The 19,168-nt window shown below is 71.7% G+C and carries 16 protein-coding genes; 12 read left to right on the top strand and 4 right to left on the bottom strand.

Features of this window, described 5'->3' with window-relative positions; all coding sequences use genetic code 11:
- Nucleotides 1-8 precede the first annotated feature (8 nt).
- Nucleotides 9-3,389, bottom strand: coding sequence for a S41 family peptidase (locus tag ACGF2Y_RS16260; protein WP_392947209.1), 3,381 nt, complete (start codon nt 3,387-3,389; stop codon nt 9-11).
- 212 nt (nt 3,390-3,601) lie between these two features.
- Here ACGF2Y_RS16260 and ACGF2Y_RS16255 point away from each other — a divergent pair, with 212 nt between their 5' ends.
- On the top strand, nt 3,602-4,174 hold the full coding sequence (locus ACGF2Y_RS16255; RefSeq protein WP_392947206.1) for a TetR/AcrR family transcriptional regulator: 573 nt from the start codon (nt 3,602-3,604) through the stop codon (nt 4,172-4,174).
- 124 nt (nt 4,175-4,298) lie between these two features.
- Nucleotides 4,299-6,533 (top strand): MMPL family transporter, encoded by a 2,235-nt coding sequence (locus ACGF2Y_RS16250; RefSeq protein ID WP_392947203.1) that lies wholly within the window; start codon nt 4,299-4,301, stop codon nt 6,531-6,533.
- 145 nt (nt 6,534-6,678) lie between these two features.
- On the opposite strand, the gene ACGF2Y_RS16245 is transcribed toward ACGF2Y_RS16250, so the two are convergent.
- The gene (locus ACGF2Y_RS16245) at nt 6,679-7,110 is read right to left on the bottom strand and encodes an SsgA family sporulation/cell division regulator (RefSeq protein ID WP_392947202.1); all 432 of its coding nucleotides are present in this window, start codon (nt 7,108-7,110) and stop codon (nt 6,679-6,681) included.
- Between the two features lie 236 nt (nt 7,111-7,346).
- Here ACGF2Y_RS16245 and ACGF2Y_RS16240 point away from each other — a divergent pair, with 236 nt between their 5' ends.
- The 8 genes from ACGF2Y_RS16240 (at nt 7,347) to ACGF2Y_RS16205 (ending at nt 15,645) form a co-directional block, all read left to right on the top strand.
- On the top strand, nt 7,347-8,426 hold the full coding sequence (locus ACGF2Y_RS16240) for an energy-coupling factor ABC transporter permease (protein WP_392947199.1): 1,080 nt from the start codon (nt 7,347-7,349) through the stop codon (nt 8,424-8,426).
- 1 nt (nt 8,427) lies between these two features.
- Nucleotides 8,428-9,189, top strand: a complete 762-nt coding sequence (cbiQ, locus tag ACGF2Y_RS16235; RefSeq protein WP_392947196.1) for a cobalt ECF transporter T component CbiQ — start codon at nt 8,428-8,430, stop codon at nt 9,187-9,189.
- Nucleotides 9,177-9,980 carry an energy-coupling factor ABC transporter ATP-binding protein gene (locus ACGF2Y_RS16230; RefSeq protein WP_392947193.1) on the top strand — a complete coding sequence of 268 codons (804 nt, stop codon included), beginning with the start codon at nt 9,177-9,179 and terminating at the stop codon, nt 9,978-9,980. Before cbiQ ends, ACGF2Y_RS16230 begins: the two co-directional genes overlap by 13 nt.
- Nucleotides 9,981-10,200: 220 nt before the next feature.
- Complete coding sequence (locus ACGF2Y_RS16225; RefSeq protein WP_392947309.1) at nt 10,201-11,367, top strand: serine hydrolase domain-containing protein; 1,167 nt, start codon at nt 10,201-10,203, stop codon at nt 11,365-11,367.
- On the top strand, nt 11,364-12,149 hold the full coding sequence (locus ACGF2Y_RS16220) for an SDR family NAD(P)-dependent oxidoreductase (protein WP_392947191.1): 786 nt from the start codon (nt 11,364-11,366) through the stop codon (nt 12,147-12,149). The genes ACGF2Y_RS16225 and ACGF2Y_RS16220 overlap by 4 nt, the downstream gene beginning before the upstream one ends.
- 40 nt (nt 12,150-12,189) lie before the next feature.
- Nucleotides 12,190-12,660 (top strand): GNAT family N-acetyltransferase, encoded by a 471-nt coding sequence (locus ACGF2Y_RS16215; RefSeq protein WP_392947188.1) that lies wholly within the window; start codon nt 12,190-12,192, stop codon nt 12,658-12,660.
- Between the two features lie 219 nt (nt 12,661-12,879).
- Nucleotides 12,880-13,833 carry a hypothetical protein gene (locus tag ACGF2Y_RS16210; protein WP_392947185.1) on the top strand — a complete coding sequence of 318 codons (954 nt, stop codon included), beginning with the start codon at nt 12,880-12,882 and terminating at the stop codon, nt 13,831-13,833.
- Nucleotides 13,834-14,094: 261 nt separating this feature from the next.
- Complete coding sequence (locus ACGF2Y_RS16205; protein WP_392947183.1) at nt 14,095-15,645, top strand: hypothetical protein; 1,551 nt, start codon at nt 14,095-14,097, stop codon at nt 15,643-15,645.
- 143 nt (nt 15,646-15,788) lie between these two features.
- On the opposite strand, the gene ACGF2Y_RS16200 is transcribed toward ACGF2Y_RS16205, so the two are convergent.
- Nucleotides 15,789-16,850, bottom strand: coding sequence for a hypothetical protein (locus tag ACGF2Y_RS16200; protein ID WP_392947182.1), 1,062 nt, complete (start codon nt 16,848-16,850; stop codon nt 15,789-15,791).
- A 353-nt stretch (nt 16,851-17,203) separates the two neighbouring features.
- Nucleotides 17,204-17,644, bottom strand: a complete 441-nt coding sequence (locus ACGF2Y_RS16195; RefSeq protein WP_392947180.1) for an ATP-binding protein — start codon at nt 17,642-17,644, stop codon at nt 17,204-17,206.
- A gap of 164 nt (nt 17,645-17,808) precedes the next feature.
- Between ACGF2Y_RS16195 and ACGF2Y_RS16190 the strand changes: the two genes are divergently transcribed.
- Both ACGF2Y_RS16190 and ACGF2Y_RS16185 read left to right on the top strand, forming a co-directional pair.
- Nucleotides 17,809-18,687, top strand: coding sequence for a helix-turn-helix domain-containing protein (locus ACGF2Y_RS16190; protein ID WP_392947177.1), 879 nt, complete (start codon nt 17,809-17,811; stop codon nt 18,685-18,687).
- A complete protein-coding gene (locus ACGF2Y_RS16185) occupies nt 18,684-18,893 on the top strand; it encodes a DUF397 domain-containing protein (protein WP_392947175.1) in 210 nt (69 codons plus the stop codon). Before ACGF2Y_RS16190 ends, ACGF2Y_RS16185 begins: the two co-directional genes overlap by 4 nt.
- The last annotated feature ends 275 nt before the right edge of the window (nt 18,894-19,168 follow it).

The following is a 19,168-nucleotide window of genomic DNA, read 5'->3' as shown; positions in this document are numbered from 1 at the left end:
GCCCCGGGTCACCTCGGCGGCAGCGGCGGCCGCCGCAGATTCGGGGCCGTGTCGTACGACGGTGGCGTCGCCGCCGGGTGGGCGGCCAGGAGCTCCAGGGCCAGGCGGACCGCGTCGTCGAGGACGGCGTAGCGGCCCTCCGCCCAGTCCAGCGGGGTACGCAGGGCCTCCACGTCCGGTTCCACGCCGTGGTTCTCCACCGACCAGCCGTACGTGTCGAACCAGGCCGCGTTCATCGGGACCGTGATCACCGTGCCGTCGCCCAGCCGGTGGCGGCCGGTCATGCCGACCACCCCGCCCCAGGTGCGCTGGCCCACCACCGGGCCCAGCTTCAGCAGCCGGAACGCGGCGGTGATCATGTCGCCGTCGGAGGAGGTCGCCTCGTCGGCCAGGGCGACGACCGGGCCGCGCGGGGCGTTGGAGGCGTAGCTCACCGCCTGGGCGTTGCGGGTCAGGTCCCAGCCGAGGATCTTGCGGGTGAGGTTCTCCACGACCAGCTCGCTGATGTGGCCGCCCGCGTTGCCCCGTACGTCCACGATCAGGGCGGGGCGGGACACCTCCAGGCGCAGGTCCCGGTTGAACTGGGCCCAGCCCGAGCCGCCCATGTCCGGGATGTGCAGGTAGCCGCACTTGCCGCCGCTCAACGCCCGTACGACGTCACGGCGTTTGGCCACCCAGTCCTGGTAGCGCAGTGGGCGCTCGTCCACCAGCGGCATGATCGCCACCCGGCGGGAGGTGCCCCCGCCCGCCGGGGAGAACGTCAGCTCCACCGTCGTGCCGCCGGCCGCCGTCAGCAGCGGGTACGGGCCCGCCACCGGGTCCACCGGGCGGCCGTCGACGTGGGTGAGGACCGCGCCCTCCCTGATCCCCGTGCCCGCCAGCGGTGAACGCGCCTTGGAGTCCGAGGAGTCGCCGGGCAGGATGCGCTGGATGGTCCAGGCCCCGTCCCGGCACACCAGGTTGGCGCCGAGGAGGCCGATCGCGCGCTGGTAGTGCGGCGGGCCCTCGTTGCGGCGGGCGGGGGAGACGTACGCGTGCGAAGTGCCCAGCTCGCCCAGCACCTCGCGCAGCAGGTCCGCGAACTCGTCGGGGGACGCGACCCGTTCGACCAGCGGGCGGTACTGGTCCAGCACCCCGTCCCAGTCGATGCCGCACATGTCCGGCTCCCAGAAGTAGGAGCGGATGATCCGCCCCGCCTCCCCGTACGCCTGCCGCCACTCCGCCCCCGGGTCGACCTCGTGCAGGATGCGGCGCAGGTCCAGGTGGACCGTGGAGTCGGTGTCGCCCGGCTCGGTCGCCGGCACGGCGCGCAGGTCGCCGTCGTCCATCACGACGAGGCGGGACGCGTCGCCGCTGACCGCGAACCAGTCGAGGTGGTCCACCAGTTCGGTCTTCCGCGCCTTCGCGATGGTGAAGTGCTCCAGGGTCGGCCGCCCCGACATGTCGGCCGGGTTCGCGAACGTCTCGCCCAGCGCCCCCGAGATCGGCCAGCGCAGCCAGACCAGGCCGCCGCCGCTCACCGGAGCCAGTGCCGAGTACTTGGAGGCGGAGACAGGGAACGGTGTCACCCGGCTCTCCAGGCCCTCGAACTCCACCATCACCGTCGACCCCTCCGGCATACCCCCGTCCGGTACGTCCACCGGGTCCAGGCCGCCCGCCGCCGGACGCCCGTCCGGGGAGAGCGCGAAGGGGGAGGGCGTCGCCGAGGAGAGCGGGACCAGGTAGGGGCGGCAGCCGAGCGGGAAGGACAGGTCGCCGGTGTGGACGTCGTACACCGGGTCGAAGCCCCGCCAGGACAGGAACGCCAGATAGCGGCCGTCCTCCGTGAAGACCGGGTTCTCGTCCTCGAAGCGGCCGTTGGTGACGTCCACGATCACCGGGGCGCCGGGACCGTTGATCCGGGCCAGCTTGATCTGCCGCAGCGAGCGGCCGACACCCGGGTGCGACCAGGTCAGCCAGTCGCCGTCGGGGGAGAAGGCCAGGTCGCGGACCGGGCCGTTGACCGAGCGGATCAGCTCGGTGAGCCCGGGGTGCTCGTCGACCGGTGCCGCGCTGTCCGGGGCCGCCGCGCCCGTGGCCGCGTGGAGGTCGGCGCGGGTCGAGCCGCTGGGGGCCCGGCTCCCGGACTCCTCTTCCTCCGGCTCCGCCGTGTCCAGGAGCAGCAGGCGGCCGTCGTTCGACGCGATGGCCAGGCGCTCGCCCTCCGGGTCGGAGATCATCTCCTGCACCCGGCCCAGCTGCCCGGAGGCCAGTCTGCGCGGGGGCCGGTCGCCGCTGGCGCGCGGCAGATAGGCGATCTCGACCGCGTCCGGGCCGTCCGCGTCGGTGACGTACGCGACCTGCCCGCCGCTGCCGAGCATCTCCGGCAGCCGCACCCGGACGCCGGGGGTGTCGGCGATGGTGCGGGCGGGGCCGTCGCGGTGGGTGAGCCAGTAGAGGCTGCCGCGTACGGTGACGGCGCTGGCCCGGCCCGTCTCGTCGACGGAGAGCGAGTCGACGTTGCTGGCGGCGGGCACCTGGTGGACGCGCCGGCCGGTGCGCGGGCCGCCGAGGCGTACCTCCAGCTTGCGCGGGGTGGCGTCGGGCGAATCCAGGTCCTCGACCAGCCAGAGGTCGCCGGCGCACTGGTAGATCACCCGGCGGCCGTCGCTGGAGGCGTTACGGGCGTAGAAGGCGTCGTGGTCGGTGTGCCGGCGCAGGCCGGTGCCGTCCATCCGGCAGGAGTAGAGGTTGCCGACGCCCTCGTGGTCGGAGAGGAACGCGATGCGGCGGCCGACGAACATCGGGTTGGCGAGGTGGCCGTCGATGTCCGGGAGCAGGCGTTCGCCGTGCAGCCACAGGCGGCCCATGGCCCCGCCCCGGTAGCGCTTCCAGGCGGCCGGTTCGTGCGGGGGCGTGCCGGTGAGCAGCAGGGTGCGGCGCTCGCCGTCGATGTCGGCGACCGCGATGTCGGAGACCGGGCCCCAGGGGAGCTTGCCGCCGGGGCCCCCGTCGGTGGGGACGCTGTAGGCCCAGGAGAAGTACGAGAACGGCTGGTTGTGCGAGGACACGGCGAGGATCTGGGACGCCTCGCCCGGATCGGGGCTCCAGCCGCAGACCCGGGCGTCCGTCGAGCCCCAGTGGGTGAGCCGGCGGGCCGGGCCGCCGGCCACCGGGGCGAGGTGGATCTCGGGGTCCAGGGTGCGCCAGGTCGTGTAGGCGATGGAGGTGCCGTCGGGGGAGAAGCGCGGATGGCTGACCCGGGTCCGGTCGACGGTCACCCGCCAGGCCCGTCCGGGGCGGTGCCCCGTGGGGGCGAGGGGTGCGACCCAGAGGTCGTCCTCGGCCGCGAAGCACAGCAAGTCCTGGTGAAGGTGCGGGAAACGGAGATACGCGACGTCGTCACTCACCCCCCAATGTTTTCGGTGCGCGGGGCCCGGGGCAACTTGTGGTGCAGGACACAAGCGAAACGATTTCGTTTCGCTGGAAGGTGGGGGTACGGTTCAGGTGTACGAAACAGTTTCGTTCGATGCCGAGCGGGACTGAGCTGGACCGACCGGGATACCGGATCGGAAAGTGGCAGCGTCAGTGGAAGCGGAAGCGGAAGCGAAGGAGGCCGGCAATGGCACGCACCAGGCTGACCCCCGAGCGTGAGGGCGAGCTGTACGAGGCCGTCCTCGACCTGCTCCGCGAGGTCGGTTACGACGCTCTGACCATGGACGCCGTCGCTGCCCGCACCCGGTCGAGCAAGGCCACCCTCTACCGCCAGTGGGGCTCGAAGCCCGAGCTGGTCGCGAAGGCGCTGCGGCACAACAAGCCGGGGAGCCTCTCGGACATCGACACCGGTTCGCTGCGCGGCGACTTCCACGCCGCGCTGAGCCGGACCGACGACTGCCAGATGGAGAAGGACGCCGCGCTGATGCGGGGTCTGAGCCATGCCGTCCATGAGTACCCCGAGCTGCTCCAGGCCCTGCGCGAGCTGCTGATCGAACCGGAGATGACCGGTCTCGCCCAGCTGCTGCAACGGGCGGTGGACCGGGGTGAGCTGCGTCCGGACAATCCGGCGCTGAAGTACATCCCGCACATGCTGGTCGGCGCCATCGCCGCCCGGCAGCTGATCGAGGACCGTCCTGTCGACCAGGCCTTCCTCATCGATTACGTGGACTCCGTGGTTCTCCCCGCTCTCGGTGTTTGACGTCCCCGTCCCCACCCCCGTACGGCCCTCTCCCCGACGCTCCACCTGACGCGCCGCTCTCGTCGTCGGGCTGGTTCCTCACGCCCAGTTTCCACTCATACGACCTGACCGGGAGTACGCCCCCGTGGCCACTTTCCTCTACAAGCTCGGACGGCTGACCTTCCGCCGCCGCCGCTTCGTCGCCCTGATCTGGGTGGCGTTGCTGGCGGTCGCCGGAATCGGTGCGGCCACCGCGCCCACCGCCACCTCCAGTTCCTTCTCGATCCCCGGTACGGAGGCGCAGCGCGCCTTCGACCTGCTGGAACAGCGCAACCCCGGCTCCAGCGCCGACGGCGCCACCGCACGGGTCGTCTTCAAGGCGCCCGAGGGCGAGAAGGTGACCGACTCCGCCAACAAGAGCGAGATCAGCGGCATCGTCAAGGAGCTGCGGTCCGGCTCGGACCAGGTCGCCACGGTCGCCGACCCGTTCGAGCAGCAGGCCGTGAGCCAGAACGGTTCGACGGCGTACATATCGGTCAACTACAAGGTCAGCTCCATGGAGCTGACCGACAAGACCACCGACGCCCTGAAGGACGTGGGCAAGGACGCGCAGGACAGCGGCATGAAGGTGGAGATCGGCGGTGACGCCCTCCAGGTCATCCCGCACACCGGGGCCGCCGAGATCATCGGTGTCGCCATCGCCGCCGTCGTCCTGGTCATCACCTTCGGCTCGCTGATCGCCGCCGGGCTGCCGCTGGTGACCGCCCTCATCGGGGTCGGCATCGGGGTCTCGTCGATCACCGCGCTGGCCGGCGTCCTGGATCTCGGCTCGACGACCTCGACCCTCGCCATGATGATCGGCCTCGCGGTCGGCATCGACTACGCCCTGTTCATCGTCTCCCGCTACCGCGCCGAGCTGGCCGAGGGCCGGGAACACGAGGAGGCCGCGGGACGGGCCGTCGGCACGGCCGGATCCGCGGTCGTCTTCGCGGGCCTGACCGTGGTCATCGCCCTGGTCGGCCTCGCCGTCGTCAACATCCCGATGCTGACGAAGATGGGCTTCGCCGCCGCCGGTACGGTCGCGATAGCCGTCGTCATCGCCCTGACCCTCGTCCCGGCCCTGCTGGGCTTCGCGGGCAAGCGGGTCGTGGGCCGAAAGGCGCGCAAGGCCGCCGAGGCGGAGAAGAGCCTTGAGGCCAAGCCGAACATGGGCACCCGCTGGGCGCGGTTCGTGCTGCGCAAGCCGGTCTGGGTCATGCTCGTCGGCGTCCTCGGCCTCGGCGTCATCGCCGTACCGGCCGCCTCGCTGGAGATGGGCCTGCCCGACGACGGCGCCCAGCCGAAGTCGACCACGCAGCGTCAGGCGTACGACATGCTCTCGGACGGCTTCGGCCCCGGGTTCAACGGCCCGCTGATGGTCGTCGTCGACACGAAGAACAGCTCCGACGGCAAGGCCGCCGCAGCGCGGGTCTCCGAGGAGATCGAGTCCATCGGCGTCGCCGCCGTCGTCCCGGCCGAGTTCAACAAGGCCGGCGACACCGCGACGATCGTGGTCATCCCGAAGGACCGGCCCTCCTCGGCCGCCACCGAGAACGTCGTCCACTCCATCCGCGACGCGGGTGCGGACATCACGTCCGACACCGGGGCAGAGGTCCTGGTCACCGGCGCCACCGCGATGAACATCGACTTCTCGCAGAAGATGAACGACGCGCTGCTGCCCTACCTGGCGCTCGTCGTCGGCCTCGCGTTCCTGCTGCTGATGCTGGTCTTCCGCTCGGTCCTCGTCCCGCTGAAGGCGGCCCTGGGCTTCCTGCTCTCGGTGGTCGCGGCCCTCGGCGCGGTCGTCGCGGTCTTCCAGTGGGGCTGGCTCGGCTCGCTCTTCGGCGTCGAGCAGACCGGTCCGATCATGAGCATGATGCCGATCTTCATGGTCGGCGTGGTCTTCGGTCTCGCGATGGACTACGAGGTCTTCCTCGTCACCCGGATGCGCGAGGCGTACGTCCACGGCGAGAGTCCGGGCCAGGCCGTCGTCACGGGCTTCAAGCACGGGGCGCGCGTGGTCACGGCGGCGGCCGTGATCATGATGGCGGTCTTCGCCGGCTTCATCGGCTCCAGCGAGCAGATGATCAAGATGATCGGCTTCTCGCTCGCCATCGCCGTCTTCTTCGACGCCTTCGTGGTGCGCATGGCGATCGTGCCCGCCGTCCTGGCCCTGCTCGGCAAGAAGGCCTGGTGGCTGCCGCGCTGGCTGGACCGGGCGCTGCCCAACGTGGACGTGGAGGGCGAGAAGCTGCAGAAGCAGCTGACCGACGAGCCCGGCTCCGAGCAGGGGCCCGGGGACGGCGGCGGCGAGGGTGAGCGCGAGCTCGTCCGCGCCTGACCCGTCCTTCCTGACGGTGTCCTCCCGGCTCCGGGTCCGCGTCTGAGCGGAGCGCGGCCCCGGAAGCGCCGGTTACCTGTGGGGACGGGGACCGGGGCACAGCGAAATCCCCCGTGCGAGCAGCACGGGGGATTTCCTGGTTCTCTCAGCCGCGGGCCGGCTGGGCGCCCCGCTCCGGGCGGGTGGTGGTCGTGGTGGTCGTGCGGGACGGCGGCTGCGGCTCCCGGTCGGCGTCCGGCGGCGTGGCCGGGGCCTGTGCGCGGGTCCGGGCGAGGAAGCGGGTCAGCGTCCGGATCTCGAACTGGAACACCTCGACCCCGTCCGTCGAGTGCAGCTCCACGATCAGCTGCGTACGGCCGCACGGCCAGACGCGGACGGCGCCGCGCTCGATCGGGGTGCGCAGACCGCGTTCCAGGAGGTCGCGGCCGAACGCCCAGTCGGTGCCGTCGGGCAGCCCGATATGGACGGTGCGCCGCTCGTCGGCCGGGTCGTAGCGCAGGTCGACGGGGACCGGACGGGTCAGAGGGCCATCGGTGATGAGCCGGGCGCGAGCGTGTACTTCGACGACAGGGGACATAGGCCGGCTCCTCCTCCATGCGTACTTTCTATATGCTCAGCTTTGCCATCTAATGTCCCACATTTTACGGAAGTGGCGCGGCGGACCCCGGGTCTCGCGCGACCCGGGGCAGGGCTGCTGCTCTTGCGCATGAGTTGCAGGAGCGCACTATTATTGATGGGTTCATGACCCCGCCCGCAGGACCGCGTCCGCACGGGCGCGGAGACCGTGCGGACCCGCAGAAAGCGGAGCCTCCCATGCATGTACCCGATGGTTTCATCGATGCACCTGTCTCCGTGGCCGCCGGGGTGGTCGCCGCCGGCGCCGTCGCCGTCAGCCTGCGCGGCGCCCGCCGCGAGCTGGACGAGCGCACCGCCCCGCTCGCCGGGCTCGTCGCCGCCTTCATCTTCGCCGTGCAGATGCTGAACTTCCCCGTCGCGGCCGGCACCAGCGGGCACCTCATGGGCGGGGCGCTGGCCGCGATCCTCGTCGGGCCCTACACGGGGGTGCTCTGCGTCGCGGTGGTCCTGCTGATGCAGGGCGTCTTCTTCGCCGACGGCGGCCTCACCGCCCTCGGCGTCAACATCACCGTCATGGGCGTGGTCACCGTCGTCGTCGCGTACGGACTGTTCCGGCTGCTGACCGGGGTGCTTCCGGGCACCCGCCGGTCGGCCACCGTCTCCGCCTTCGTCGCCGCCCTGGTCTCCGTACCGGCCGCGGCCGCCGCCTTCACCCTGCTCTACTGGATCGGCGGCACCACCGACGTCCCGATCGGCAAGGTCTTCACGGCCATGGTCGGCGTGCACGTCCTGATCGGCATCGGCGAGGCGGTCATCACCGCGCTGACCGTGGGCGCGGTCCTCGCCGTCCGCCCCGACCTCGTCCACGGCGTCAGCGGACTCGCCGCCCCCCTCAAGCTCCGGGTCGACGGCGAACTGGTCGACGCGCCGGCCGCCACCCGCGAACCCGAGCCGGTCGCGGCCCGCTCCACCCGCGGGTTCTGGGTCACCGGCCTGGTCTCCGCGTTCCTGCTCGCCGGTGTCGTCTCCTTCTACGCCTCCGCCAACCCGGACGGCCTGGAGCGGGTCGCCGCCGACCAGGGCATCGACGAGAAGGCCGAGGAGCACGGCGCGGCCGGTTCCCCGCTCGCCGACTACGGCGTCGGCGACATCTCCGACGCCCGGCTCTCCGGCGGCCTCGCCGGGGTGATCGGCGTCAGCGCCACCGTCGTCGTCGGCACCGGGGTGTTCTGGGTGGTCCGCCGCCGCGAGGACGCGCGCGGCAGCGCCTCCCGCGACCGCGACCGCGACCGCGACCGCGATCACGGACGCGTCTGAGATGGGCGCGGGCCACGCCCACACGCTCTACCGGCACGGACACTCGCCGGTCCACGGACTGCCCCCGCACTGCAAGCTCGCCGCCGTCTTCTGCTTCGTCCTCGTGGTGGTCTCCACCCCCCGCGAGGCGATGTGGGCCTTCGGGCTGTACGCGGCGCTGCTGGCCGCCGTCGCCGCCGTGGCCCGCGTCCCCGCCGGCTTCCTGCTGAAGCGGCTCGTCGTCGAGGTGCCGTTCGTCGCGTTCGCCCTGCTCATGCCGTTCGTGGTGCCGGGCGAGCAGACGACCGTCCTCGGCGTCTCCGTGAGCGTCCCCGGCCTCTGGGGCGCATGGAACGTGCTGGCCAAGGCCACCCTCGGCGTCGCCGCCTCGGCGCTCCTGGCCTCCACCACCGAACTGCGCGCCGTCCTGCTCGGCCTCCAGCGCCTCGGACTGCCGCCGCTGCTCGTCCAGATCGCCTCGTTCATGATCCGGTACGGGGACGTCGTCACCGACGAGATGCGGCGCATGTCGATCGCCCGCCGCTCGCGGGGATTCGAGGCGCGCGGCGTACGGCAGTGGCGGGTGCTCGCCGCCTCGGCGGGCGCCCTGTTCATCCGCTCGTACGAACGTGGCGAACGCGTCCACCTCGCCATGGTCAGCCGCGGCTACACCGGGACGATGCCCGTGATCGACGAGGCGACCGCCACCCGCACCCAGTGGGCGTACGCGGCGGCCCTCCCCGTACTCGCCCTCGCCGTCTGTCTGCTGGGATGGACCCTGTGACCCCCTCCATGGACGATGCCCCGTCGTACGCTCCGGCACCCGCCCCGTCGCTCGAAGTCAGCGGCCTGGCCTACGCCTACCCCGACGGCCACCAGGCCCTCTTCGGGGTGAACCTGACGGTCGGACACGGCGAGCGCGTCGCGCTCCTCGGCCCCAACGGCGCGGGCAAGACCACCCTCGTCCTGCACCTCAACGGCATCCTGGACGCCGGTTCGGGCACGGTGCGCGTCGCCGGACTCCCGGTCGCGAAGCGGAACCTCGCCGAGATCCGCCGACGTGTCGGCATCGTCTTCCAGGACCCCGACGACCAGCTCTTCATGCCCACGGTCCGCGAGGACGTCGCCTTCGGGCCCGCCTCCGCCGGGCTGCGCGGCCCGGAGCTGGAGGAGCGGGTGCTGTACGCGCTGAAGCAGGTCGGCATGGAGGAGTACGCCGCCCGGCCGCCGCACCACCTCTCCTTCGGGCAGCGCCGCCGCGTCGCCGTGGCCACCGTCCTCGCGATGCGGCCGGAGATCCTCGTCCTGGACGAACCCTCGTCCAACCTGGACCCGGCCTCCCGCCGCGAACTGGCCGACATCCTGCGCTCCTTGGACGTCACCGTGCTGATGGTCACCCACGACCTGCCGTACGCCCTGGAGCTCTGCCCGCGTGCCGTCATCCTCAGCGAGGGCGTCATCGCCGCCGACGACCGTACGCAGGACCTCCTCCGCGACGAGAAGCTGATGCGCTCGCACCGGCTGGAGCTGCCGTTCGGCTTCGATCCGCGCTCGGTCACCGTTCCGTCGGCGTAAACAGATCGTGACAGTGCGGTGGTCACGGCGACCCGCCACCCGAACACCCCACCGGGACGTGCACCATGGGGGGATGAGCGGGAGCGCGGGAGTGAGCACGGCGGGCGCGGACGCGGGAACGAGCGCGGGCGCGGAACCGGGCGCGGGAGCGGGAACAGGCACGGGAGCGGGAGCGGGAGCGGGAACAGTCGCGGAGGCGGCCGAAGCCGTGGCCGCGACCGTGGATGTACGGGGCACGGTGGCACCCGGATTCGAGCCGGTAGCGGACGCGTTCGTCCGTAACTTCGAGCAGCGCGGGGAGCGTGGCGCGGCCGTCGCCGTCTACCGCCACGGGCGCAAGGTCGTCGACCTGTGGGCCGGTACGAGAGACGTCGACGGCACCGAACCGTGGGCCGTCGACACCGTCCAGATCGTCCGCTCGGCGGGCAAAGGCATCGCCGCCGCCGTCCCGCTCCTCCTCCACCAGCGCGGGCAGGTCGACCTGGACGCCCCGGTCTCCACCTACTGGCCGGAGTTCAAGCAGAACGGCAAGGAACGCGTCCTCGTCCGCGACCTCCTCGCCCACCGGGCCGGGGTCCCCGCCCTGGACACCGCCCTCACCCCCGCCGAGGCCGCCGACGGGGTCTCCGGGCCCGCCGCCGTCGCCGCCCAGCGCCCGCAGTGGGAGCCCGGCACCGACCACGGCTACCACGCCCAGACCTACAGCTGGCTGATCGGCGAACTGGTCCGGCGCGCCACCGGCCGTACCATCGGCCGCTGGGTCGCCGAGGAGATCGCCCGCCCGCTCGGACTCGACTTCTGGTTCGGGCTTCCCGCCGACGAGGCCCACCGCGTCGGCCGCATCGGCCCCGTGGAGCCTCCGGCCCCCACCGCGGCCTCCGGTGCCCTGCGCGTACGCCCCAAACGCTCCGTCGTCGAGGCCTACCGCGACCCGGACTCCCTCACCCGCAGGGCGTTCGGCGCGATCGACCCGTTCCCCGACGAGAACGACCCCGCCTACCGCGCGGCCGAACTCCCCGCCTCGGGCGGCATCGCGACCGCCCGGGGCCTGGCCCGCTGCTACGCCGCGATGATCGGTCCCGTCGACGGCCACCGCCGCCTGTTCGCCCCCGCCACGCTCACCCTGGCCCGCACGGAAGAGTCCGCGGGCCCGGACCGGGTCCTGGTCGTCAACACCCGTTTCGGCCTCGGCTACATGCTGCACGGCCCGGCCGCCCCGCTCCTGGGCCCCGGCTCGTTCGGCCACCCGGGCCGGGGCGGCTCGCTCGGTTTCGCGGACCCGGAATCGGGCATCGCGCTGGGCTACGTAACCAACGGACTCCAGAAGGGAGTCACCGCCGACCCCCGTGCCCAGGCCCTGGTCCGGGCAGTACGGTCGACGCTATGACACCAGCCCGTTTCGATGGTTACAGCGTCCTGATCACCGCCGCCGGCCAGGGCATCGGCGCGGCAACGGCCCGCCGCCTGGCGGCGGAAGGGGCCGCCGTCCTCGTCACCGACCTGGACGCGAAGCGCGCGTCCGAGACCGCGGCGGCGATACGCGAGGCAGGCGGCACCGCCGAGTCCCTGGCCTGCGACGTGGCCGACCGGGCGGCGGTCGAGGCGGCCGTCGACCACGCGGTGGCCGCCTTCGGCCGGATCGACGTCCTGGTCAACAACGCCTACGCGGCGGGCGAGGACGAGCCGCTCTTCGAGGACGAGACGGACGAGATCTGGGAACGCGACCTGGACATCACGCTCTCCGGCCCGTTCCGCTGCGCCCGCGCCGCCCTGCCGCACCTGGCCGCCTCGGGCCGGGGCGCGATCGTCACCATCGGCTCGGTCAACGGCGAACAGTCCTTCGGCGGCCACGCGTACAGCGCCGCGAAGGCGGGCCTGACCAGCCTGACCCGTACGCTCGCGGGCCACGCGGGACCGCGAGGTGTACGCGTCAACCTGGTCGCCCCCGGCACGATCCGCACCGACGCCTGGGCGGGCCGCGACGCCGAACTGGACCGGGCCGCCGCCCTCTACCCGCTCGGCCGCGTCGGCACCCCCGAGGACATCGCGTCCGCCGTCGCCTTCCTCGCCTCCGCCGACGCGGCCTGGATCACCGGGACGACGCTGCGCGTGGACGGCGGGATCCTCGCGGTGAACACGGGCTTCCGGCAGGCGATGGAGCAGCCGTAAATCCGTGGTGGCGCACCGCCGGTGGGCCTACCCTGCGCGGATGATCGACTACGGACACACCGACAGGACCGGCCGCCCCGTCACCCTCCACGCAGTGGACGCGGACAACTGGCGGGCGGTCGCCGACTGCGCTCCCCGCGACGACCAGCGCGACTGGGTCCCGGCCCTGGCCGCCCGCTACCTGCTGCTGAGCAGCTGTGAGGACACCTGGACCTCGCTGGCCGTCCGCGCGGGCGACGAGGTGGCCGGGCACATCATGTGGGCCCGGGACGAGGACGGTTCGTACTGGATCGGCGGCATGCTGATCGACGCCGCCCACCAGGGCACGGGCATCGGCCGCGCCGCCGTACGGATCCTGGCGGCCTGGCTCTCCGCCCGCGAGGACCGCACCGCCGTACGTCTCTCGTACGCCCCGGCCAACGAGGCCGCCGCACACCTGTACGGCTCGCTGGGCTTCCGCCCGACGGGGGTGGAGGAGGACGGGGAGGTGGTGGCGGAGCTGCTTACCTGATCGCAGCGCTCGTGGCAGTGGCAGTGGCCGTGGCGGTTGTGGTTCTGGAGGGTCACTCGCCCGACCGGGGGAGGCAGGTCGTCCTGGCTGTTGATGTCGTGCCGCCAGGGGCGATGCGAGGGTCATTGCGTGATGGGTGCGACGGAGACGACAGAGACGACGAAGGCGCGTGGGCGCGCATGGTTGCGGCGGTGGCCGTACTGGGTGGGCCGGGCCGCCATGCTCTGGGCAGTGGCGTACGCCGGCTTCGGCCTGGCATGCGCGCTGACCGGGACGCCGCTGCTCTACCTGGGCGGGGTGCCGGGGCCCTCCGCTCTGGGCTGGGTGGCCGTTGCGGTGGGGTCGCTTGCTGCGGTGACCTGTTACGTGGTGGGGCGGTCGGGGCTGCGGCCGGCGTCGCGGGTGGCGCTGTGGGCACTCTGCCTGCTGGCCGGGATCGCCGCGTTCGGGCTGCTGATGGACATCGTCACCCTGGCGTTCGGCCAGGGGGTGGACAGCGGGGTGGCCGCTGCGAACCACGCGCTGGCGGCGGCCGGGGCCGTGCTGCTCGCGGCCACTGCCCGATCCGTCCGCCGCCCGTCCGGAGCAGCCGTCGTGCGTCCCCCTTCCGCCGCCTCCCGGCCGGTCCAACTCGCCGCCTGCGCCGGAACGGCTGCCTTTCTCCCCTACGCGGCGATGAAGCAGATCTGGGCTTCCGGCGGCACCTTCGCCGGGATAACCGGCGAGGAAATGCTGGCGATCTCCCAGCGCAACGGTGCGTCGGGGCTCTGGCTCACCCTGGAGTCCTGGGGCCTGGACGGCACCGTGCTGCTGGCCGCGCTCGGCGTCTTCCTGCTGTGGGGGCTGGTCCGCCCGTGGGGCCAGGTCTTCCCGCGCTGGACGTGGTGGCTGAGCGGCCGGCGCGTCCCGCGCTGGCTCCCCATGGCCCCGGCCTTGATCGGCGCCGCCACTTTGGCTCCGTACGGGGTGCTCGGGTCCGGTTACGTGGCCCTGGCCACGGCCGGCGTGGTGACGATGCCGCGAGGCGACTTCGGCTCCCCGGGCGATGCCCTGCCGGTCGCCTGGATCGGCTTGGGCGCGTTCGCCGTGTACGGGGTCGCGCTGGCCGTCGCTGCCCGCTCGTACTGGATGCGGACCCGGCCCGTCCGCCCGGAGCGAGAAGGGTTCGCTTGAGCCCGCACGGGACGAGACGGTCGCGGACGGCGGTCGCCAGCCGTCCAGTCCAGTCTGTTTCCCATGCGCCTGACCGCGCTTCTGCGCGCCCTGCCGCTCGGGGAACCAGGCCACGATCATGAGTCGACCGGGCAACCGACGGCAGACGGCGCACGGCAGACGGTGCACGGCAGACGGCGTACGGCAGACGCACGCTCGCTGTCTCCGCACCCCCGCCGCCGGTATCCGCCCCGGAATCGTCGCGCTACCAGAAAGGCTTCCATGGCCCTCCGCTCGCGCCTGGCTCACCCAGTGATCATCCTCGCCGCAGCCTTCTTCGTCGCCCTGGCGCTCGTCCCCTTCACCGCCACGACCGCGAGGGCAGCGACACCGGTCTGCCTCCAGGGCAGGTTCTCCTACGCGTACCAGTCCGCCGAGGCCGGAACGAGCAAGCCCACCTTCACCAAGTACCTCCGCGCCGCCAACGCCGAACTATGGGGAGCTGAGAAGAGCGGCGACACCCCGCGCTGGCTCGGCGTCTCCCAGCTCACCTCGGACGACGGCACCTACAACCTCTGCTACACCCCCACCACGACCGTCACGATGAACAAGGTATGGGTGAAGGTCTGGTCGGAGAGCCGCCGACTGTGGCGGGTCATCGACTCGGCCAACAACGCCTACTTCACCCAGGAATCGCAGACCCTGACCGACGTCGGCGGCGGCACCCACTCCCTTCCCACCGTCATGGCCACGGGGATCGCAGGCCAGGGCTGGCACGCCCTCGACACCGTCTACGACCTGTGGCGCAAGCGCGAGAACACAGTGAGCGACTGCTGGACCGCCGGTGAGCCCGACAACAACGCCTGCACCCGGCTGGAGATCTATGTCGGGGACGGAGACACCTCCGCCGGGTACAGCCATTGGTCCAACACCGTCTACCTGGACGGCGAGGCCGCCGACTCCGAGCACACCATCCTCCACGAGGCAGGCCACTTCCTCCTGCACCGCCTCTACGACGGCATGTGGCCGAACGTGGACAACTGCACCCCCCACTACATCCCCACGGTCAGCTCCGAGACCTGCGCCTGGACCGAGGGCTTCGCGGACGCCACCGCTGCCTATGTGCTCAACGACTACGACTACGTCCACCCCAACGGCGAGCGCGTCCCCATCCAGTACGGACCTGGGTGGCAAGTCGGTGACCAGGTCCAGGGAAACGCCGCCGGATCGCTCCTGCGCCTCTGGCGCCAGGTCGAGAACGGCTGGGGACCGACCCTCGACGCCGTCGCCGCGCAGAAGCCGACCACCTTCTCGCAGTACTTCAACACCACCCGCCCGAACGCGGGCCTGTCCACCACCGGCGTGGCGCTCCTGCTCGTCTCAAGGAGCGCCATCGACTATGGTCCCAGCCCTGTCGGCGACGGCAAGGCCCACGGACTCAGCAACGGCGGCCGGTGGGGCCTGGAGCGCGCCGGCGGCTGCGCCGCCACGGCCCCGGCGAACGTCCGCATCAGCAAGTACGCCCCGGCGTACGACTCGTCACACTGGAAGGTCGACGCCCATGCGGACGGCACCGTACGGGTCTCCGACAACTGTGCCCAGTCCCTGACCCTCACCGCCCCGACCGCCGAGGGCGGCGCGGTGACCGCCAAACCCTTCAATCCGGCGGACGCCTACCAGAAGTGGACCGTCACCCGGAAGAACGGCACCTTCCGGTTCACCAACCCCCAGACCGGTCTGGTCCTCGCCACCACCGGCATCGACCAGGACTCCCCGGCCGTCGCCCAGACACCGGGCAGCGCGAACGTCCAGGGCTGGATTCGCCCCTTCTGACCGACACAGCTCCTGCCCTGCCCTCCGTCCAACTGGTCGGTTCAGGGAGTGTCATGAGTCCAGCTGCGGGTTCTGTGGTCACGACGCCCCGACGCACGGATCGGATTCAGCGCCAAGTCCCAGAACCCCGCCCCGCACGCCCATCAGGCTGCGGTCCGAACGCCCTCGGTTCGGTGCTCGTGCTGCTCGCGGTAGGTGCGGAAGGTGCGGTCCTCGCGGCAGTCGCGGCAGTGGCCGGGGGTGGGGGAGCGGAAGGCCCGGTCGCAGTCGTCGCAGGTCTGGAAGGGCGTGACGGTGATGCGGGGGCGGGCGAGTGCGTCGAGTGCGGCGCGGTCGTGGGTGCCTGGGGGTGGTGGCGGGAGCAGTTCGGTGAGCCGGTATTTGAGGAAACTGGCGGGGTGGTTGAGGGGGGCGGGCAGGTCGTCGGTGAGGGCTCGGCGGATGGCGTCGGGGCGGGCCGCGCGTTCGAGCCAGGCGGCGACTCCGGGAACCAGTCGGTGGACGTCGTCCTCGGAGAGGGTGAACTGGGGTGCGTGGCAGTGCAGGTCGCTGAGGAACGTGGTGGCTGCGCGGTCGAGTTCCGGGGTGAGTTCGCTGGGCCGGGGGAGGGGCTTGCGCGGTGGCTTGGGTGCGGTCGGGGGCGGCACGAGCGGTAGGGGTGCGAAGGGTGGGGCCGGAGGGAGCGGGGGCGGTTCGGGGAGGGCTGCGGGCGTTTCCGGTGCGGACGGCTCGGGCTGTTCGGACGTCGGGCCCGATGCTTGTGCCTGTGTCGGTACCTGGGCTTGGGGCGGTGCAGGTGCAGGTGCTGGTGCTGGTGCCGCGCTGCGGGGGTGCGGCAGGGCGCTGGGCTGGTTGCAGAAGACCGTGCGGGTGATGATCCGGCCGTTGGGCAGCCGGTCGCGGACGCGTTGGAGGTAGCCGAACGTCTCCAGTTCGCGCAGGGCGGCCGCGACGCGCTTCTCGCCTTCCCGGCAGCGGGCGGCGAGGGCTTTGATGCCGACCGCCGCACCCTGGGGCAGGGACTGGATGCGTACGGCGATGCCGACGGCGGTGCAGCTGAGGTCGGGGTGCTGGGCGAGGTGGTTGCCGACGACGGTGAAGCGGGTGGTGTGCGGGATCTCGATGTGGATCACGCCTCGGGCCGGGAGGGGCCCGGGAATCTCTGCGAGGGCGCGGGTGAGCGCAGTATTCTGCTGGGTATCCATCGGGAAGGTGCTTTCTTCCTTGGTGGTCAGGCCCTCGGTTGGGATTGCAGTCCCGGTCGGGGGCCGACGTATGTCCGGTGTGGTCTGTTCGGTGTGGTCTGGCGTGAGCATATGCCGGGCAACCGGGCCAAAAGCGAGCTGAGTTGGCAAACCTCACCCATGTGGGTGACGGCGCACGCGAGCGCCCCCCGGGGTGCGTCAGGTGGCTGCCGGGGGTGGGGTTGGGTGGGGTTATTTCTCTTGTTTCTTTAGTAGTTGATGTCGCGCTTCACCGGGTCGCGGTCGGGAACGACCCGGTCGGCGGTGTACTGGGTCGTACCGGGTCGCACCAGCTCACGACCCGGCGGGAGCCGTCACCGTACGAGGTCGATCTCCGCCCATACCGTCTTGCGGGGAACGGGCCCCGGAACGATGCCCCAGTGGTCCGCCAGCGCCTCGACGATGAGCAGGCCCCGCCCGGTCTCCGCCTCGTCCTCGGGTGGTTTGACGGTCCCCGGGCCCGCCGGAACGCTGTCGCCGCGCGTGTCGGTCACCTCGATCCGCAGCGTCCCTCCGTTGACGGCCAGGCTGAGTTGGAAGTCCCGGCCCTTCACGCGGCCGTGCACACTCGCGTTCGCCGCCAGCTCGGCCACGATGTGTGCCGCCGCCTCCGCCTCCGACGGGAGTCCCCACGCCCCGAGATGGGCTGCGGTGAGCAGTCGGGCGAGCCGGGCGCCCCGGCGGGTGGGTGAGAGCAGCACGGTGAACGCCCGTTCGGCAGGCGTGTGTTGGGTGCGGACGATTTCTTGGTTCATGTCACCAAGCGTGGCCGCGCCTGCGTACCGTGCCCAGTGACGGAGTCCTTGCGTACGGTCACTGTCCTGGGCTTGTCCGGTGTTGTCCTGGCTGTCCTCGGTGACGTGCGGGGAAGAGGCGCGGTTGAGGGAAGAACGGCACGCACGTCGGAAGTGGGGCTCGCATGAGCGTGGTTGGCGACGGTACGGGGCACGGGGACAGCGGGGTGGACGAGCCAGGCTGGGAGGTCGACCCGGACGACGAGTCGGGGGTGGCGGTGGTGGCCGCCGTGGGCCGCCAGATCAAGGCGTGGCGCGAGGCGGCGGGCATGCGGGCGTGCGAGCTCGGGGCTGCGATGGGGTACGGGGAGGACCTTGTCTACAAGGTCGAGGGCGGCCGGCGTATCCCTCGCCCGGAGTTCATGGACGGCGTGGACGTGGCGGTGGGGGCGGGCGGCAAGCTCGCGGCGATGAAGTCCGACCTGGCAGAAGTGCGGTACCCGAAGAAGATCCGGGAGCTGGCCAAGTTGGAGGCCGCAGCGGTGGAGCTCTCGGCCTACGGCAGCCACAACATCCATGGTCTCTTGCAGACAGAGGAGTACGCGCGGGCGTTGTTCGGGATGCGCAGGCCCGCGTTCTCTCAGGACGAGGTGGAGAGGCTGGTGGCCGCTCGCGTGGCCCGGCAGTCCATCTTCGGCCGCTCGCCCACCCCGGAGCTCAGCTTTGTCCAGGAAGAGGTGACCTTGAGGCGTCATCTCGGGGGCAAAATGGTGTGGCGTCGACAGCTCGAACATCTCCTGGAAGTAGGGCAGCTGCGTCATGTCGAGATTCAGGTGATGCCGACCAGCCGTGACGAACACGCTGGAATGGGCGGCGAGATGCAGGTGCTGAAGTTCAGGGACGGCTCGGCGGTGGGACGCTCTCAGGGAGACTTCGGCAGCAGGCCGGTCTCCGACCCGAAGCAGCTCCGGATCATCGAGCTACAGTGTGGCATCACCCGGGCTCAGGCTCTCGACCCGAAGGAGTCACGGGCCTTCATCGAGCAAGTACTTGGAGAGACATGATCACCGAGACCTCTGCCGGGGACGTTTCCGAGCTGGAGTGGGTCAAGAGCAGCTACAGCGACAGCAGCAACAGCAACGAGTGCGTCGAGGTCGCGACCGCCCAGCACGCCGTCCACGTACGCGACTCCAAGAATGTCCAGGGCCCCCGTCTTGCCGTCACGCCCACCGCGTGGTCCTGCTTCGTCCCGTACGCCGCAGGGCGCTGATCTCCCGCCCCGCCACTATGATGCGGGCAACGCGTCGCCATGCGCGCTGGTGTGCCGGGAAGTCTGGTCGGCGTCGGAGGGGCAGCCGTCCCTCTGTCCGCCGAGACTTCGAAGGGTTGTCCGTCGTGGACGAAAGCCTGCGCCAGCGAGCGAGACGCCCCGGTTCACCGGATTTCAGGAGACCTCGGTCCTGCGGCCGCCGGTGAAGCCGCCCCAGAGCGGGCGGCAGGCCGCGGCACCCGCGCCGAGTGGATCCGGTGCTTCCCCGTCGGCCT

The organism is Streptomyces sp. NPDC048142, assembly GCF_043202835.1.
Taxonomy (GTDB): Bacteria; Actinomycetota; Actinomycetes; order Streptomycetales; family Streptomycetaceae; genus Streptomyces.
This window is presented reverse-complemented; position numbering and strand designations above follow the sequence as displayed.

Bases quoted from the DNA above. Each gene is read 5' to 3' on its own strand.
- ACGF2Y_RS16200 (WP_392947182.1), bottom strand. From the start codon at position 16,850: ATGGATACCCAGCAGAATACTGCGCTCACCCGCGCCCTCGCAGAGATT.
- ACGF2Y_RS16230 (WP_392947193.1), top strand. From the start codon at position 9,177: ATGGACCCTGTGACCCCCTCCATGGACGATGCCCCGTCGTACGCTCCG.
- ACGF2Y_RS16245 (WP_392947202.1), bottom strand. From the start codon at position 7,110: ATGTCCCCTGTCGTCGAAGTACACGCTCGCGCCCGGCTCATCACCGAT.
- ACGF2Y_RS16190 (WP_392947177.1), top strand. From the start codon at position 17,809: ATGAGCGTGGTTGGCGACGGTACGGGGCACGGGGACAGCGGGGTGGAC.
- ACGF2Y_RS16185 (WP_392947175.1), top strand. From the start codon at position 18,684: ATGATCACCGAGACCTCTGCCGGGGACGTTTCCGAGCTGGAGTGGGTC.
- ACGF2Y_RS16195 (WP_392947180.1), bottom strand. From the start codon at position 17,644: ATGAACCAAGAAATCGTCCGCACCCAACACACGCCTGCCGAACGGGCG.
- ACGF2Y_RS16215 (WP_392947188.1), top strand. From the start codon at position 12,190: ATGATCGACTACGGACACACCGACAGGACCGGCCGCCCCGTCACCCTC.
- ACGF2Y_RS16205 (WP_392947183.1), top strand. From the start codon at position 14,095: ATGGCCCTCCGCTCGCGCCTGGCTCACCCAGTGATCATCCTCGCCGCA.
- cbiQ (WP_392947196.1), top strand. From the start codon at position 8,428: ATGGGCGCGGGCCACGCCCACACGCTCTACCGGCACGGACACTCGCCG.
- ACGF2Y_RS16240 (WP_392947199.1), top strand. From the start codon at position 7,347: ATGCATGTACCCGATGGTTTCATCGATGCACCTGTCTCCGTGGCCGCC.
- ACGF2Y_RS16220 (WP_392947191.1), top strand. From the start codon at position 11,364: ATGACACCAGCCCGTTTCGATGGTTACAGCGTCCTGATCACCGCCGCC.
- ACGF2Y_RS16210 (WP_392947185.1), top strand. From the start codon at position 12,880: ATGCTCTGGGCAGTGGCGTACGCCGGCTTCGGCCTGGCATGCGCGCTG.
- ACGF2Y_RS16255 (WP_392947206.1), top strand. From the start codon at position 3,602: ATGGCACGCACCAGGCTGACCCCCGAGCGTGAGGGCGAGCTGTACGAG.